Source organism: Bradyrhizobium sp. sGM-13, assembly GCF_018398875.1.
Classification (GTDB): domain Bacteria; phylum Pseudomonadota; class Alphaproteobacteria; order Rhizobiales; family Xanthobacteraceae; genus Bradyrhizobium.
Genome location: NZ_JAGWDK010000018.1, coordinates 24,252 through 39,181, shown reverse-complemented (window position 1 = coordinate 39,181; position 14,930 = coordinate 24,252). Strand labels below are relative to the sequence as shown.

At 62.4% G+C, this 14,930-nt stretch carries 14 protein-coding genes; 7 read left to right on the top strand and 7 right to left on the bottom strand.

Features of this window, described 5'->3' with window-relative positions; genetic code table 11:
* Nucleotides 1–232: 232 nt before the first annotated feature.
* Nucleotides 233–931, top strand: a complete 699-nt coding sequence (locus tag KJQ96_RS25040) for a hemolysin III family protein (protein ID WP_213289079.1) — start codon at nt 233–235, stop codon at nt 929–931.
* Between the two features lie 27 nt (nt 932–958).
* The gene (locus KJQ96_RS25035; protein WP_213289078.1) at nt 959–1,753 is read left to right on the top strand and encodes an SDR family oxidoreductase; all 795 of its coding nucleotides are present in this window, start codon (nt 959–961) and stop codon (nt 1,751–1,753) included.
* Nucleotides 1,754–1,801: 48 nt separating this feature from the next.
* On the opposite strand, the gene KJQ96_RS25030 is transcribed toward KJQ96_RS25035, so the two are convergent.
* From KJQ96_RS25030 to KJQ96_RS25010, 5 genes are all read right to left on the bottom strand, one after another.
* Nucleotides 1,802–2,227, bottom strand: a complete 426-nt coding sequence (locus tag KJQ96_RS25030) for a hypothetical protein (RefSeq protein ID WP_213289077.1) — start codon at nt 2,225–2,227, stop codon at nt 1,802–1,804.
* Nucleotides 2,228–2,516: 289 nt separating this feature from the next.
* Nucleotides 2,517–4,145, bottom strand: coding sequence for a benzoylformate decarboxylase (gene mdlC / locus KJQ96_RS25025; protein ID WP_213289076.1), 1,629 nt, complete (start codon nt 4,143–4,145; stop codon nt 2,517–2,519).
* Between the two features lie 115 nt (nt 4,146–4,260).
* Nucleotides 4,261–5,112: a MaoC family dehydratase N-terminal domain-containing protein gene (locus KJQ96_RS25020; protein WP_213289075.1), complete on the bottom strand. Its 852-nt coding sequence runs from the start codon at nt 5,110–5,112 to the stop codon at nt 4,261–4,263.
* The gene (locus tag KJQ96_RS25015; protein WP_213289074.1) at nt 5,109–6,239 is read right to left on the bottom strand and encodes a CaiB/BaiF CoA-transferase family protein; all 1,131 of its coding nucleotides are present in this window, start codon (nt 6,237–6,239) and stop codon (nt 5,109–5,111) included. Before KJQ96_RS25015 ends, KJQ96_RS25020 begins: the two co-directional genes overlap by 4 nt.
* Nucleotides 6,240–6,248: 9 nt before the next feature.
* A complete protein-coding gene (locus KJQ96_RS25010; RefSeq protein ID WP_213289073.1) occupies nt 6,249–7,415 on the bottom strand; it encodes an acyl-CoA dehydrogenase family protein in 1,167 nt (388 codons plus the stop codon).
* Between the two features lie 127 nt (nt 7,416–7,542).
* Between KJQ96_RS25010 and KJQ96_RS25005 the strand changes: the two genes are divergently transcribed.
* From KJQ96_RS25005 to KJQ96_RS24990, 4 genes are all read left to right on the top strand, one after another.
* The gene (locus KJQ96_RS25005; RefSeq protein WP_213289072.1) at nt 7,543–8,463 is read left to right on the top strand and encodes a LysR substrate-binding domain-containing protein; all 921 of its coding nucleotides are present in this window, start codon (nt 7,543–7,545) and stop codon (nt 8,461–8,463) included.
* A gap of 319 nt (nt 8,464–8,782) precedes the next feature.
* A complete protein-coding gene (locus KJQ96_RS25000; protein ID WP_213289071.1) occupies nt 8,783–10,003 on the top strand; it encodes an ABC transporter substrate-binding protein in 1,221 nt (406 codons plus the stop codon).
* A gap of 397 nt (nt 10,004–10,400) precedes the next feature.
* A complete protein-coding gene (locus KJQ96_RS24995; protein WP_213289070.1) occupies nt 10,401–11,132 on the top strand; it encodes a hemerythrin domain-containing protein in 732 nt (243 codons plus the stop codon).
* Nucleotides 11,133–11,241: 109 nt separating this feature from the next.
* Nucleotides 11,242–12,423, top strand: coding sequence for an MFS transporter (locus KJQ96_RS24990; protein WP_309142467.1), 1,182 nt, complete (start codon nt 11,242–11,244; stop codon nt 12,421–12,423).
* A gap of 96 nt (nt 12,424–12,519) precedes the next feature.
* Here the strand turns inward: KJQ96_RS24990 and KJQ96_RS24985 are convergent, their stop codons facing one another.
* Both KJQ96_RS24985 and KJQ96_RS24980 read right to left on the bottom strand, forming a co-directional pair.
* Entirely contained in the window at nt 12,520–13,308 is a 789-nt protein-coding gene (locus tag KJQ96_RS24985) for an SRPBCC domain-containing protein (protein WP_213289069.1), read from the bottom strand.
* An 11-nt stretch (nt 13,309–13,319) separates the two neighbouring features.
* Nucleotides 13,320–13,922, bottom strand: coding sequence for a helix-turn-helix domain-containing protein (locus KJQ96_RS24980; RefSeq protein ID WP_249734478.1), 603 nt, complete (start codon nt 13,920–13,922; stop codon nt 13,320–13,322).
* Between the two features lie 396 nt (nt 13,923–14,318).
* Between KJQ96_RS24980 and KJQ96_RS24975 the strand changes: the two genes are divergently transcribed.
* Nucleotides 14,319–14,921 carry a DUF4337 domain-containing protein gene (locus KJQ96_RS24975; protein WP_213289068.1) on the top strand — a complete coding sequence of 201 codons (603 nt, stop codon included), beginning with the start codon at nt 14,319–14,321 and terminating at the stop codon, nt 14,919–14,921.
* Nucleotides 14,922–14,930: the final 9 nt, after the last annotated feature.

The following is a 14,930-nucleotide window of genomic DNA, read 5'->3' as shown; positions in this document are numbered from 1 at the left end:
CGGAGAAGTGGCGATTGGCGGGCCGAAATCAAGCGCTTGTGATCGTCTGATGAGCGAATCCCCTCGGGATATCCGGCGGTTACCGGTTGCACGAAAATGCCACGGCGACGGGATACTGGCATCATTCGCGAAAGCGCATGGCGACGGGCTTGGAGCCGGCGGCGTGAACGGTTCGTTGACCTTGGAAGACCCATATCCCTAATCGCTCCCTCGCTACTTACTACGGACCTGCATGACCATCTTCAGACTGAAACAATTCGCCTCGACATCCATCCATGCAGCGGCTGGCGCCATGCACTGGAATTACGACCGCGCCGAGCTGATCGCCGATGGCGTCGTGCATATTGTCGGCGTCTGTTTCGGGCTCATCGCCGCCACCGCCCTGATCGTGCTGACGGCGGTCTATGCCGGTGCGTTCGAGATTACCGTGGTGTCGGTCTACGTAACAGGCCTGCTCGCGATGCTGACGTTGTCGGCAGTCTATAATCTCTGGCCGGTGTCGCGCGCCAAATGGGTGCTGCGCCGCTTCGATCATTCGGCGATCTATCTCTTGATCGCCGCGACCTATACCCCGTTCATCGTGGAGCTCCGGGACAGCTATCTCGCGATCGCGCTGCTGACCGGGGTGTGGTGCATCGCGATCGCCGGTGTCGTGCTGAAGCTGGCGCTGCCGGGGCGATACGATCGTTTGGCCGTTGGCCTTTATCTCGCTTTGGGCTGGAGCGGCGTCACGCTTTACGACGCCGTGGTGAAGGCGGTGCCGCCGCTGGCGCTGGGCTTTTTGGTGGCGGGCGGCGTGCTCTATAGTCTTGGGGTGATCTTCCATGCCTGGCAGCGGTTGCGCTTCCAGAACGCGATCTGGCACGGCTTCGTGTTGCTCGGCGCCGCCTGCCATTATACGGCTATTCTCGATATGGTGGTCCTGACGTAGGATCATAACAAACGGGAGAGAGCGACCATGCGGGTGACGGGCAAAGTCGTGGTTGTCACCGGTGGCGCCAATGGCATCGGCAAGGCGATGTGCGAGGCCTTTCATCGCGAAGGCGCCGCCAAGGTCGTTGTTGCCGATATCGATCCCGATGGCGCGCGAGCCGTCGCCACTCCGATCAGTGGGGCGGCCTTCAAATGCGATGTCGGAAAAGAGAAGGACGTCCTTCACGTCATCGAGGAGACCGAGCATCAATTCGGCCCGATTGCGCTGTTCTGCTCCAATGCCGGCATCGGCGGCGGCTTCGATCCACTATCGGTCAATGCCGGCGGAAACTCCGACGAACCGTGGCAGCGAAGCTGGGCCGTTCATGTGATGGCCCATGTCTATGCGGCGCGGCATTTGATCCCGCGCATGAAGGCGCGCGGTGGCGGCTATTTCCTCAACACGATCTCGGCGGCCGGACTGCTGTCGCAGGTCGGCAGCCCGGCCTATTCGACTACCAAGCATGCCGCCGTCGGCTTTGCCGAGAATCTCGCGATCTCGCACAAGGCCGACAACATCAAGGTTTCGATCCTGTGCCCGCAGGGCGTCGACACCAACATGCTGCGCTCGATCCCGAAGGGCCCGCAATCCGGCGACGGCGATCTCTCGCCTGAGCAGGTGGCGCAGGACGTGCTGAAGGGGCTGGAAGAGGAAACCTTTGTGATCCTGCCGCACCCGCAGGTGCTCGGCTACATGCGCAAGAAGACCGAGAATTACGACCGCTGGATTGCAGGCATGGCCAAGATCCAGGCGAAGATGCGGGAAGCTTACGGGAAGTAGTGAAGCGAGAAGGGCGGCCCTTGGGCCGCCCTTTCCCGATTACCTCGCTTACTGACACCTGTGCATCAAGCCGTCGTCCAGGCGGACCATTGTTCCGGGCTGGCAGATTATGCCGTTGCGCGCTGCATAGTCCTGGCTCCATACGCCCGGACCGCCGTAATAGATGTTGGGACTGTTGCCGCCGCGGTAGGCGTAGGGACCGTTGCCGCCGTAGTAGGCGTAGGGACCGCTGCCGTAGTAGGCGGCAGTCGCTCCGGCTGCGACAGCACCGGCGCCCACCGCGGCGGCACCCGCCGCGGCCCGCCGCGCCTGCCGCCGGGGAACGCTTGGGGTCAACGGATCGACCGTCTGTGCTTGCGCGCGCTCGATAGATAGCGAAGCGCCCCTTTGTTCGCTCCAATCAAACGAGAGCATGGTCGCGCATGTGAAGACGGAGACCGCGAGGGCAGCTTTTCTGAGGCTTGGCTGTTTCATGGCGTTCACTCCATGGTTGCCCCATACCAAATTCTCGTGCGAACGTAGAACAACGTCAAGTAGATATAGCGCATGGAACTCGCGGCCGAATAGACGAGCCTTTGAAGCAAATGAGGGGGCGAGCTGGTATGCCAGGAGTAGCGGCCCTCTCCCCGTCATTGCGAGCTACCCGGTCGGCGCAAAGCGCCGCCGGATGACAGGCTCCGCGAAGCAATCCATCTCACCGCGTGAAGAAAGAGTGGATTGCTTCGTCGCTTCGCTCCTCGCAATGACGGGGAGAGAGCTTCGCTCACCCCTTCTGCGCGTAGAGCAGGGGAACGGCGGAATCGACCATCACTTCGATCAGGCTGACGCCGTCACAAGAGAGCCCGTAGCTGAGCGCGCCCGCGAGTTCGGATGATTTCGTCACGCGCACGGCGTGGCAGCCCATGCCTTCCGCGAGTTTCACGAAATCGATGCCGGGCAGCTCAAGCCCCGGCACATTGCGCACCTGCATGACCTGGCTGAACGAGCGCATCGCGCCGTAGCCGGCGTTGTTGATGACCACGACCGTGAGCGGCAGCCTGCGCTGCGCCGCGGTCCACAGCGCCTGGATCGAATACATCGCGGAGCCATCGCCGATCAGGCAAACGGTGCGGACGCCGGGGCGTCCGAGCGCGATGCCGACCGCGGCAGGCAGGCTGTAGCCGAGGCCACCGCTCGCCATGGTGTAAAAACTGTCCTGGCCGCGCATCGGCATGAACTTTTGCATCGCCGGGCGGTGCGAGGGCGCTTCCTCCACCAGTGCTGCATTGTCGGGCATGGCTTGCGAGAGCTGATACAGCAGGAATTCGACCGGGAGCGGATCGGCCTCCGCTGGCGCCGGCGGCAGCACGCGGCCCGCCGGCATTGCGCGCGTTGTTTCCGGCAGCAACTCGAGCAACATCGAAAGCGCCGGCTTCATGGTCGCGATGATGCTGGCGCCCGACGGCGTGACCGCGGCGGCATCCGGATCGTCGGTGATCTGGAAGATCGTGGTGGCGCCGTCGAAGATCGGGGCATGGCCCTCGACATGGAAGGTGAACACCGGCGCGCCGATCACGACCACGAGGTCATGCTCGCGCAGCGCGTCCGATAGCTGTCCCGGCGAGGCGTGCAGGAAGCCCGCAAATTGCGGATGACGTTCCGGAAAGGAGCAGCGCGCCGAGAACGGGCTGATCCAGACCGCGGCCTTCGTCTTCTCCGCGACCCTTACCATGAGATCGACGGCCTCGGCGCGGTCGACGGCGGGGCCGACGACGAGGGCGGGGCGCTTGCTGGCCGCGAGTGCTGCGACCAGCGCTCTCATCGCTTGCGGATCGGGGCCGAGTTCGCGGCTGACGTGGCGGGCCTCGACCGGTTTGGTCGGGCGTGTCCAGTCGTCGATCGGGATCGAAACGAAGGTCGGTCCGCAGGGCGGCTGCATCGCGACGTAATAGGCGCGCGCGATCGCGGCCGGCACATCTTCGGCACGCGCCGGCTCGACACTGTATTTGACATACGGGCGCGGGAATTCGGAGGCGCGCTCGGCATAGAGGAAAGCCTGCAGCGGCAGGATCGAGCGCGCCTGCTGGCCGGCGGTGATGACCAGCGGCGTCTGGTTGCGGTGCGCGGTGTAGATATTGCCGAGCGCATTGCCGACGCCGGCGCCGGAATGCAGATTGACGAAGCCGGCATTGCGGGTCGCCTGCGCATAACCATCGGCCATGCCGACGACGGAAGCCTCCTGCAGGCCGAGCACGTAATCGATGTCGTCGGGCCAGTCGCTGAGGAAGGGCAATTCGGTGGAGCCGGGATTGCCGAACACGCGCTTGATGCCGAACGCGCGCAGCAGGCCGAACGTGGCATCCTTGACGGTGAGGGCGGCGGTGGCGGGTTTGGCTGGTTTGCGGGACGACATCTTTGATTCCCTGAGGTGATCCCGTCATTCCGGGATGGTGCTCTAGCACCAGATCCGGAATCTCGAGATTCCGGGTTCGATGCTTTCGCATCGCCCCGGAATGACGTTCAAGCTACTACCACACAGCCGTGCCCTTCATCGTCGGCTGTCCCTCCGCATTCGCGATCCACAGCTCCATGCCGGCGTGGGTTTCATTGGCGTTGATCGAGAACTCGCCGCCTTCGAACAGCGGCTGCACGCCGCGATAGCTGAACTTCTTCGGGGCGCTGTCGCCGTGCAGCTTTGCCGCGAACTCGACGAGCAGCGCCGCCTGCAACGGGCCGTGGAAGATCAGACCCGGATAGCCCTCGACCTTGGTGACGTAGTCGCGGTCGTAATGGATGCGGTGGCCGTTGAAGGTCAGCGCCGAATAGCGAAACAGCAGCACGGGATCGCTGACATGGGTTTCGCGATGCCGTGCGACCGGCGGCGGAGCGGCTTTCGGCGGCGAAGCGGGGGCAGCGCTTCCCATGTCGCGATAGACGATGTCCTGCCGTTCGCGGATCGCAACCCCGCGCGGGGTCGTGATGATGTGTTCGACGGAAACGAAGCACAGCACACCCGTCGAGCCCGTCTTCATCGTCACGTCGGAAATGCGCGATGTGCGCGTCGATTCATCGTCGACGCGCAACGGCTGGAGGAATTCGATTTCGCCGCCGGCCCACATCCGGCGCGGCAGCGGCACCGGCGGCAGGAAGCCGCCGCGGGTCGGGTGGCCGTCGGGACCGAGCTGCGACATCGGAAACACCGGCTGCGCCAGGCACCAATGCGTGGTCCATGGCGCGGCGTCGCCGGGCTTCGGGTCGCCGATGTCCTGAAATAGCGTCGCGCGCAGGCCCTTCACGAGTTGCGCGGTGACGATGTCTGACGCTTCCGTGCTGCGGCCGATCCATTGGCGCAAATGATCGAGGTTGATAGCGTCCGTCATGACTGGCGGCTCCTGATACGGGGAGCTTTGGGGAGTTCGACGTGGTCGCCGATGGCCGGCACCGCGCCATAGTGCCGTTCCTCGCCGACGAAGATCGCGGCGGGGGCGGCGTAGCTCACCTTGCCGTTCGGCGTGTCGACCTCGATGCGGCGTAGATGCGGATGCACCGAGAGGTCGGCCATGGTGTTGACCTCGGCGAAGGCGATGTCGGCTTGGTCAAGGCGCTTCAAGAGTTCGACGCGCGTCATCGAAGCAAAGCTGTCGGCGACCACCTTGTCGGTGAGCTGGCGGTTGCGCACGCGCTCGACCATGTTGGCAAAACGAGGATCATTGGGCAGGTCGGGCCGATCCAGGACTTCCGCGCAGAGCTTCTTCCACTCGCGCTCGCTCTGGATCGAAATCAGAATGCCCTTGCCGTCCCTGGAATTGAACACGCCATAGGGCGCGATCGAGGGATGGGCCAGCGCCATCCGCTTCGGCGGATTGCCGGCTTCCGAATTGATCAGCGGCACCGCCATCCAGTCCGCCATCACGTCGAACATCGAGATCCGGATATCGGCGCCCCGGCCCGTGCGTCCCCGCGCGATCAGCGCCTCGAGGATCGCCGCATGCGCGGTGGCGCCGGTCGCGATATCGACGACGGAGATGCCGACGCGCGACGGGCCCTCGGGGCCGCCGGTGATCGAGGCAAGTCCGCTCTCGGCCTGGATCAGCAGATCATAGGCCTTGCGGTCCGCGTAGGGGCCTTCGTCGCCATAGCCGGAGATGGTGCAGCAGATCAGCGCGGGATAATCCTTCTTCAGGCGATCCAGCGAGAAGCCGAGCTTGTCCATCGATCCGGGCTTGAGGTTCTGCAGCAGCACGTCGGCGCTTGCGATCAGGTCTTCGAGTTCAGCGCGGCCCTCTTTGGTGGCGAGGTCGATCACTTGCGAATTCTTGCCGCGGTTGAGCCAGACGAAATAGCTGCTCTGGCCCTTGGCGGCGGCGTCATAACCGCGGGCGAAATCGCCCTCGGGTCGTTCGACCTTGACGACATGCGCGCCGGCATCCGCGAGCCTGGAGCTGCAGAACGGAGCTGCAACCGCCTGTTCGACGGAAACGACGATGAATCCTTCCAATGGCAGCATCTGACGTTCTCAGTAGGAGCGGGGCATGCCGAGCACGTGCTCGGCGACGTAGGACAGGATCAGGTTGGTCGAGATCGGCGCGACTTGATAGAGCCGCGTTTCGCGGAACTTGCGCTCGACGTCGTATTCTTCCGCAAAGCCGAACCCGCCATGGGTCTGCACGCAGGCGTTCGCCGCCTCCCACGACGCATCCGCCGCCAGCATCTTGGCCATGTTGGCTTCCGCGCCGCAATCGAGCCCGGCCTCGTATTTGCGGGTGGCTTCCTTCACCATCAGCTCCGCCGCACGCATCGCGGCGTAGGCTTTTGCGATCGGAAACTGGATGCCTTGGTTCTGGCCGATCGGGCGGCCGAACACGGCGCGCTCCTTGGCATAGGCGGTGGCTTTTGCAATGAACCATTTGGCGTCGCCGATGCATTCGGCCGCGATCAAAATGCGCTCGGCGTTCATGCCGGAGAGGATGTAGCGAAAGCCCTTGCCCTCGTCGCCGATCAGGTTTTCCGCCGGCACCCGCATATCCGTGAAGAAGACTTCGGTCGTGGCGTGGTTCATCATGGTGCGGATCGGGCGGATCTCCAGCCCCTTGCCCTTCACCTCGCGCATGTCGACGATGAATACCGAAAGCCCGTCGGTGCGCTTCTTCGCCTGCTCCTTCGGCGTGGTGCGCGCAAGCAGGATCATCAGGTCGGAATGTTCGGCGCGGCTGGTCCAGATCTTCTGGCCGTTGACGACGTAGTGGTCGCCGTCGCGCTTAGCGACGGTCTTCAGCGAAGAGGTGTCGGTGCCGCTGGTCGGCTCGGTGACGCCGAACGCCTGCAGCCGCAGTTTGCCGCTGGCGATCCCGGGCAGGTATTTCGCCTTTTGCGCGTCGTTGCCGTGCCGCAGCACGGTGCCCATCGTGTACATCTGGGCGTGGCAGCCGCCGCCGTTGCAGCCGGCGCGCTGGATTTCTTCCAGGATCGCGGCCGCGGCCGACAGCTTCAGCCCGGAGCCGCCATACTCCTCGGGGATCAGCACCGAGAGATAGCCGGCCTCGGTCAGCGCATCGACGAACTCCTTCGGGTACGCCATCTGGCGATCCAGCTTGCGCCAATATTCGCCGGGGAACTGGGCGCAGAGTTTTGCGACGGCGTCGCGGATGTCGTGGAATTCGTCTTGTTGTTCTTGTGCGGTCATTGGGTTTTCTGGCGATGGATGCGGGTTGATGTCAATTGCTTAAGGATGCGGAACGTTGTGAAACTGCGGCTGGGCACCTATGCTGAATTGTTATAGCGTATGGCCTGCCTTCGAAGATTGGCAAGTAATGGATATCAGGCAGCTCAGGACCTTTTGCGTGGCGGAGCTCGGCAGCCTCAGCAAGGCCTCCGATACGCTGCGGGTGGCGCAGCCGGCGCTGAGCCGCCAGATCAAGCTGCTCGAACATGAATTGCGGGCCGAGCTGTTCACGCGGAACGGCCGCGGCATGGTGCTGACCGACGCCGGCCGCCTCCTGCTCGCGCGCACCGCGGGGATCGTCCGGCAGATCGACCAGGTGCGCGATGAGATCCAGTCCGCCGGCGGCCCGCCCTCGGGCCGGGTGGTGCTTGGGCTGGTGCCGACTGTGAGCTACGTGATTTCGGCGCGGCTCGCCCGGCGCACCGTCGACAAATATCCGGGCATCTCGCTCTGCATCGTTGAGAGTTACAGCGGCCATTTGACGGAATGGCTGCACCGCGGCGAGATGGACCTGGCGCTGATCTACGGGCCGTCGAGCGACCTGCATCTTGCCGTGCAAAGCCTCGGCCGCGACCCCATCGTCGCCGTCGGGCCGCGCGGCAGCGGGCTGTCCGAGAGGAAGCAGGTCGATATCGGCTGGCTGCTGAAACAGCGCCTCGTGCTGCCCAGTCATTCGCATGGGCTCCGTGCGCTGATCGAGCAGGCGGCCGCGAAGAAGAAAATCAAACTCGACGTCAAGCTGGAAGCCGATTCCTTCCGCGTGCTGACCAGCCTTGTCGAGGAAGGGCTAGGGTACACGCTGCTGCCGCCGTCCTCGGTGCGCCAGGAAGTAGCCAGCGGCCGGCTGGAAACCGCGGCGATAGCAAGACCGTCGCCGATGCGCGAACTGACCCTTGCGTCTCCCATCGATCATCCCGGCTCGACTGCGATTGCGCTCGTGAGCGAGCTGCTTCGCAGCGAACTTTCCGCCTGCCGCGAAGAGGGCCTCTGGGACATCAAGCTCGCTTGAGCAGATGCGAGGGCCTTGTGGCTTGGCTTAGAGCAAAACGGCCGGGTGCGGCATTCTCATCTGGCTACTTCTGTCATGCCGCAATTGTATAGGGCGGGGCAGCCTGCTGGCACTAACCGTCGCAAAGGGCTTTTTCACCGCTTTGTTCGCAGGCAATTGATCGAAATAACCGCTTCTGGCAATTGCGACCCTCGCGGAGCCTCATAAGATGTCCGAGCAGCCGGTCCCCACCGGGAATTGGCTGGTCATTGATTTAGATCAAGCGATTAATTCAGCAGACTTTAAAATCTGACGCCCTGTCTCAGGTGGAGTTCCTGCCATGAACACGCTCCTGCGGACCCTGCTGGCGATCGTTGTAGCCGTTGCCTCGCTGGGCGCAATTTCCGAGCGGCTGCGGCAGGAGGGGGTGACCGATGACGAAATCCGCATCGGCAATCTCATGCCCTATAGCGGGAGCCTCGAGATCTTCGGGGCGATCGGCAAGGCCGAAGCAGCTTATTTCGAGATGCTCAACGCGCGCGGTGGCATCAACGGCCGCAAGGTGCGGTTCATCTCCTACGACGACAAATCCGATCCTGCTTCCGCCCTCAGCCTGACGCGCAAGCTCGTCGAGGAAGACAACGTGCTTCTGATGTTCGGCTCGTTCGGAACGCCGGGCAATTTTGCGGTCCGCAAATATCTCAACGAACGCCAGCTTCCCCAACTGTTCGTTGCTTCCGGAGACGATCATCTCAGCGATCCCTCGCTGTTTCCATGGACCATGGGCTGGCAACCCTCGTTCCGGGAGGAGGGACGCATCTACGCCAACTACATTCAGGCGTTCTATCCGGGCAAGCGGATCGTCGTTCTCTGGCAGAACGATCATTTCGGCCGGGAGGTCATCAAGGGGGTGGAGGACGGCCTCGGTCCCGTCGCGCGGATGATCAGGGTCGGTATCGCCTATGATCTCAGGGATGAACATCTGGATACGCATGTATCGATCCTGAAGCGATCGGGCGCCGAAATTCTCGTGTTCGCGGGCGTACCCGAAAACGCCGCAAAAGTTATCCGCCTGGCGGCGAGCCTCGACTGGCGTCCCGTGTTCATCATGAATCAGATGGCCTCCTCAATCGGGACAGGGCTGAAGCCCGCAGGTCTCGAGAACGCAGTGGGCGTGACTACCGCTGCCTATCTGAAGGACGCCAACGATCCGGCCTGGAAGGACGAACAGTCTGGCGCCGACTGGCAGTCGTTCCTGGAAAACTATCGTCGCGCCGGCGGCCATGACGAAAGCGCCGCCATGTTCGGCTACGCAGCCGCCGAGACTCTGGCGCAGGTACTCAGGCAGTGCGGCGATGATCTATCGCGCGAGAACGTCATGAAACAGGCCGCGGCGCTGAAGGATTATCAGAGCTCCGTTCTGCTGCCCGGCATCAAGATCAGCACCGGTCCTTGGAATTTCCGGCCGATCAAGCATATGCGGCTCGTTCAGTTCGACGGCCGCACCTGGCAGCCGATCGGCGACGTTCTCGAAACCGCGTTTGCCAGCACGGACAATTAGCAAGCGCCCAAGATTCTCGCCGGCTCCTTCGAGTCGGAAATGGTTCGGCCGGGTGCGCGCTCAGTCCCGGCACGCTTCACCCGCTACTCAACGGGCGAGTTCATCGATGATCCATTGACCGTAGATCTCATGTTCCGCTGCATGATGCAGAATGTGCAGTCTGATGAACCCGGTAAGCAGATCTTTGAACTTGTCTGGTTTGTTGAGTTTCGTAATTGGAACGCGACATGCCGCCGGTCGTTAACGCGCAAGCTCCCGGACGGTCCCTCGATGTTCGCGAACTCCGCCGGAGTCGTCGGCGCTCTGGAAAGGGCATTCAAGGACTACGAACGAATGCGCTTGGCGCTGACCAGTATCCGCGGCTGTGGCACCAGCGGCTGTCGCCAAGGAGGCCGTGATGAAAACCATCATGCCAAGGAAGCGCGATTTGCTTCTGTATGGAAGCGCCGTGGCCGCGGCACTGGCGGCCCCTGCCGTGTTCACGAGACGTGCATTGGCGGAAGAGAAGGGCGTCGGCGAGAAGCTGAAGAAGATCGTAACGGGCAAGAAAGAGGAGGTCACGCCTCCCGAGGATTTGATGCGGGAGCATGGGGTGCTGGATCGGGTGCTTCTGCTGTACGAAGCGGGGATCCGGAAGTTCTCTTCAAACGAAGATTTCGATCCGGCCCTGATCACGCAATCGGCCGAGATCATCCGGGACTTCATCAATAACTATCATGAGAAGTCCGAAGAGGAGTATGTTTTCCCGCGCTTCAGGGAAGCCGGGAAGCTGGTCACCCTGGTCGATTCCCTACTGCGCCAACATGAGGCGGGCCGGAGGGTCACCCAGACGATCATCAGGCTGGCGCCGTCCAGCCGCGCCAATGCTGACGACCGCAAACAGCTCATTGCATCGATACAGTCCTTCATCACGATGTATCGCCCGCACGCCGCACGCGAGGACACGGATCTCTTCCCGAAGCTGAAAGACGTGGTCTCGTCGGACGCGTACGACGCGATGGCCGAGGCGTTCGAGAAGAAGGAGCACGAACTGTTCGGAGCGGACGGTTTCGAGAAGATGGCGGCCCGGGTTGCTCAACTGGAACAACAGGTGGGCATCCACGATCTCAATCAGTTCACGCTGCGATGAGTTGGAAGGAAGCACGCGCTGATCTCACGATGCCGCTGGGCTCGACCTACCTCCTCAATGTGGGTGCAGGGCGATGGTCCGTTGACTCGCTCATCCGAAGGTGAACGCCGTGTCCGGATCTCGCCTGCTTGGCTCGCTGTCGCCCGCCTTTGCCTTCGTGCTCTTGATGGGGGTCGTCGATTTCTTTGGCGACACGACCTACTCCGGCGGGGCGAGCATGAACGGTCCGTTCCTCGGCTCGCTCGAGGCGGAGGCCGTCATCGTCAGTATTGCCGGAGGCGCCAGCGAGGCCGTGCAGTACTCGATACGCGGTATATCCGGCTATCTGGCCGACAAGACCGGGAAATACTGGCTCATTGTTACCATCGGTTACGCTCTCAACCTCCTTGCGGTACCCGCAGTGGCGCTGGCCGGATATTGGCCGCTGGCCTTCGGACTCATTCTTCTGCAGGGCATCGGGCGAGGCATCCGGAAGCCAATCATCGAGGCGATGCTGTCTTACGCGACGAAGCAACACGGCCGCGGGTGGGTCTACGCAGTGCATGGCGCGCTGGATAGCGCAGGACGGACGCTCGGTCCTGTCGTGGTCGCCATGGTGTTTTTCCTGGAAGGAGATGATCGAACAGGATATGCATTGCTCCTGATCCCGGCGCTGTTGGCGCTGGCTGCGCTGGCGTTTGCGCGGATCCAATTTCCTGCCCCATCGGACCTCGAGCAGCAGCGGGAAGCGCAGGCAATAGGCTTCACTTCGGCCTATTGGCTGTACATGTCGGCCAGCGCTTGTTTCGCCGCTGGTCTCATGAGTTTTGAGCTGATCGCGTATCACCTCTCCACCAGCGGCCTGGTCAGCAAGACCGGAGTGCCACTGTTCCTGGCATTCGGGACCGGCATAGCAGTCGTGGTCACCCTGGCATTGGGCAAACTCTACGACCGCTTCGGCCTGCCAGTGCTGTTGGCCGCGACCTTCGTGACCTCACTGTTTTCGCCATTCGTCTTCCTCGGCGGATTTTATTTCGTGCTGTTCGGGATGGCGCTATGGGGCGTCGGTCAGGTCATTCAGGACATGCTGCTGAAAGCGGTTGTCGCCGGCATCTTGCCCGAGGGGCAACGAAATCTTGCGTTTGGGCTATTTTACATGGGATATGGGGGCGGCTGGCTCATCGGCAGCATTGTGGCCGGTATCCTTTACCAGCAATCGCGCATCGGCTTGGTCGTGTTTGCAGTCATCGCCCAGATGGTCTCACTTCCGCTGTTCTTGATTGCACAACGACGGCAACGAGCCGAGCAATAGACATTCGTTGGCGAGCGTCGCAGTTCACCGATGAGCTGCCCAACAGCCCACGACATCAGTTGCGTCGCGTGCCGGAATGACCGTCACCGTCAGCCGCTACGTCTGTGGTGGAAACTGTTGGTCGAGCCAGCGCCGCCAATCGGCCTCGACGTGATTGGCCACGGCGCGCCCGGCGTCTCCGTAGAGGTAGAGGCGGACCGTCAGCAGAATCGGCCCTCCGATCGGCATGGCAAAGAGATGTGCGATGCCGGGTGCGGGGTGTTCGAGCCGCAATTGCAGCCCTGGCCACTGTGGAGGACTGACGTTTTCCACGATGCCGCGTAGCTCGGGCACTCCAGCCGGTGTCGCAAAGCGTGTGCCGGCGCTTGCGTCAGCTAATCCGAGCGGACCGACCAGGCGACTCCAGGCATCGCTGTCGTTCGACATCGCGGACAGCGCCACTGTCGTCGAGTGTTGCCCACGGAATTGCTCCAGATAGAGCCGCAGGTTCTGGAAGAATGCGATCCAGCCGTAGGTGTGCCCCTCGAACTGGTCATCCCAATCGTCCGTATTGGCGAACCAGCTATGAACGACCCGGACCACACAGGTGCCGCCGTCCTTGGCTTCGACGGTCCACTCGGTGGCTACTGTGCCAGGTCCTTCCTCTGTTTCGGCGACGAAACGCTTGGCCGGCTCCCAAGCGGTGATCTTGGCCTCGGAATCCATTCCCGGACCAAAGCTCGATTTGGTTTCGCCGCCGACTTTCTCGTCCAACGTCGTCGGCACAAACCACGACGAAATGCCGGGACCCGTCGCGATCGCCTGCCATACCTCTTCGGGTGTGCCGGGGACCTCAACCTTGGCTTCGACGCTGCGACGGCCAGACGGTTCCTTCTTCACGGGCATGGTCTGTCCTTTCAGTGAGACGTTTGAGGCAAGGGATGAGACACGATCACCAATCGATGGTCGCGGCCGCCCGAAGCGCTCGCATCGTGGTAGCGGCTGACCAGTTCGGTGATGGCTTGTGTCAGCTCGCGCGTGAACGCGGCGCGGGCAGCGGGGGAAGCGAAGCGAATCTCTGTATCGATCGACAAGGTCGCAAGCTGCTTGTCGGCTTTCCGCGCACGTTTCCAGAGATCGCCGACTTCGCGAACGATCCGGGCGCCGAGTGCGATCAGATAGCTGGCCGCGAGCTGATCCTTGCTGCGCTTCGGATCGGCTGCGACCGCGCCTAACGCCTCTGGCGAAACAACGAACGACTTGGCCGACAACACCAATAGCCGCTCGGTCAATCCACCCCACTGCCGTTCGTCCGCGACCTCGACCAACCTGCAGACTTCGAGCGCGCGCAAATGATAGTTCACCTTCTGACGAGGCAGTCCCAGGCGCGTCGCCAGGATCGCCGCCGACGCGGGCTCTGCGAGTTCGGCCAGCAACTCGCTTCGGATAGGGTCAAGGGCCGCAACTGCAACCACCGGATCGCTGATCACCTCGATATCGATCATGGCGGTAACGTACATTGACAAATTTTTTTGTCAAGGCCCGCGGCAGTTGCGTTCGGTCGCAGTTCCTACCCGACGCCGCGAGATGGAAAGGAGACCTCGGCTTTGATGACGCAGAGGTCTGAAAATGACCCCGGACCGGACCTTTTTGTATTGGCCTTGTGGCTGGCCTGTTTCGACCTCATTTTGGTCGACTTCTCTCCCGTAGCAGCGCGCCGTTCCTGTGACGCTTGAACTGAAGCATCCGAACGTTTGCGTAAACCTTGATCGCTGCGTGGAATTGCCGATCCCTTCGTATGACCGATCGCGCCTGCCGCATTCTGCGGAACAAATCAACGTGCTCGTGCGTCGCGATGGTGACATAACGCCGTTGTTTATCGTGCCTGCCCTTTAGGAGCGAGGAGGAGCCGATCGATGAAAGCCGAAGACGCCGCCGACATGATGGATCAGGAGAAGGAGAACGACCGCTTCAAGCAGCGCGCGGCGGTCGGCATCGCCATTCTGGCGATGCTGCTGGCCATCACCGGGCTTGGCGGCGCCAACGCCGGCAAGGAGGCGACCAACAACAACATCTATGCCGCGAACCACTATGCCTTCTACCAGGCCAAGAACATCCGCCAGACCGACTACAACCTCGCGGCCGACGCGATCGAACTGGCGTTCCTGCAGGACGGAAGCCTCAACGCCGAGGCTAGGACGGCCCTGAAGGCAAAAGCGGAAGCCTATCGCAAGACGGCGGCACGCTACGAGTCCGAGCCCGAGACGCAGGAGGGCAAGAAGGAATTGGTGGCGCGGGCCAAGGACTACGAGAGCAGGCGCGACCATGCGCTGAAGCAAGATCCCTACTTCGACTATGCCGAAGCTCTTCTGCAAATCGCCATCGTGCTGATCTCGGTCTCGATCGTCGCGACGCTGCCCTGGCTTGCGATCGTCGGCGGCATCGTCGGTGCCGCGGGTGGCCTGCTGATGGTCAACGGCTACACACTGGCGGTCGAGATACCGTTTCTGGCAGCATAGAGGTCCGCA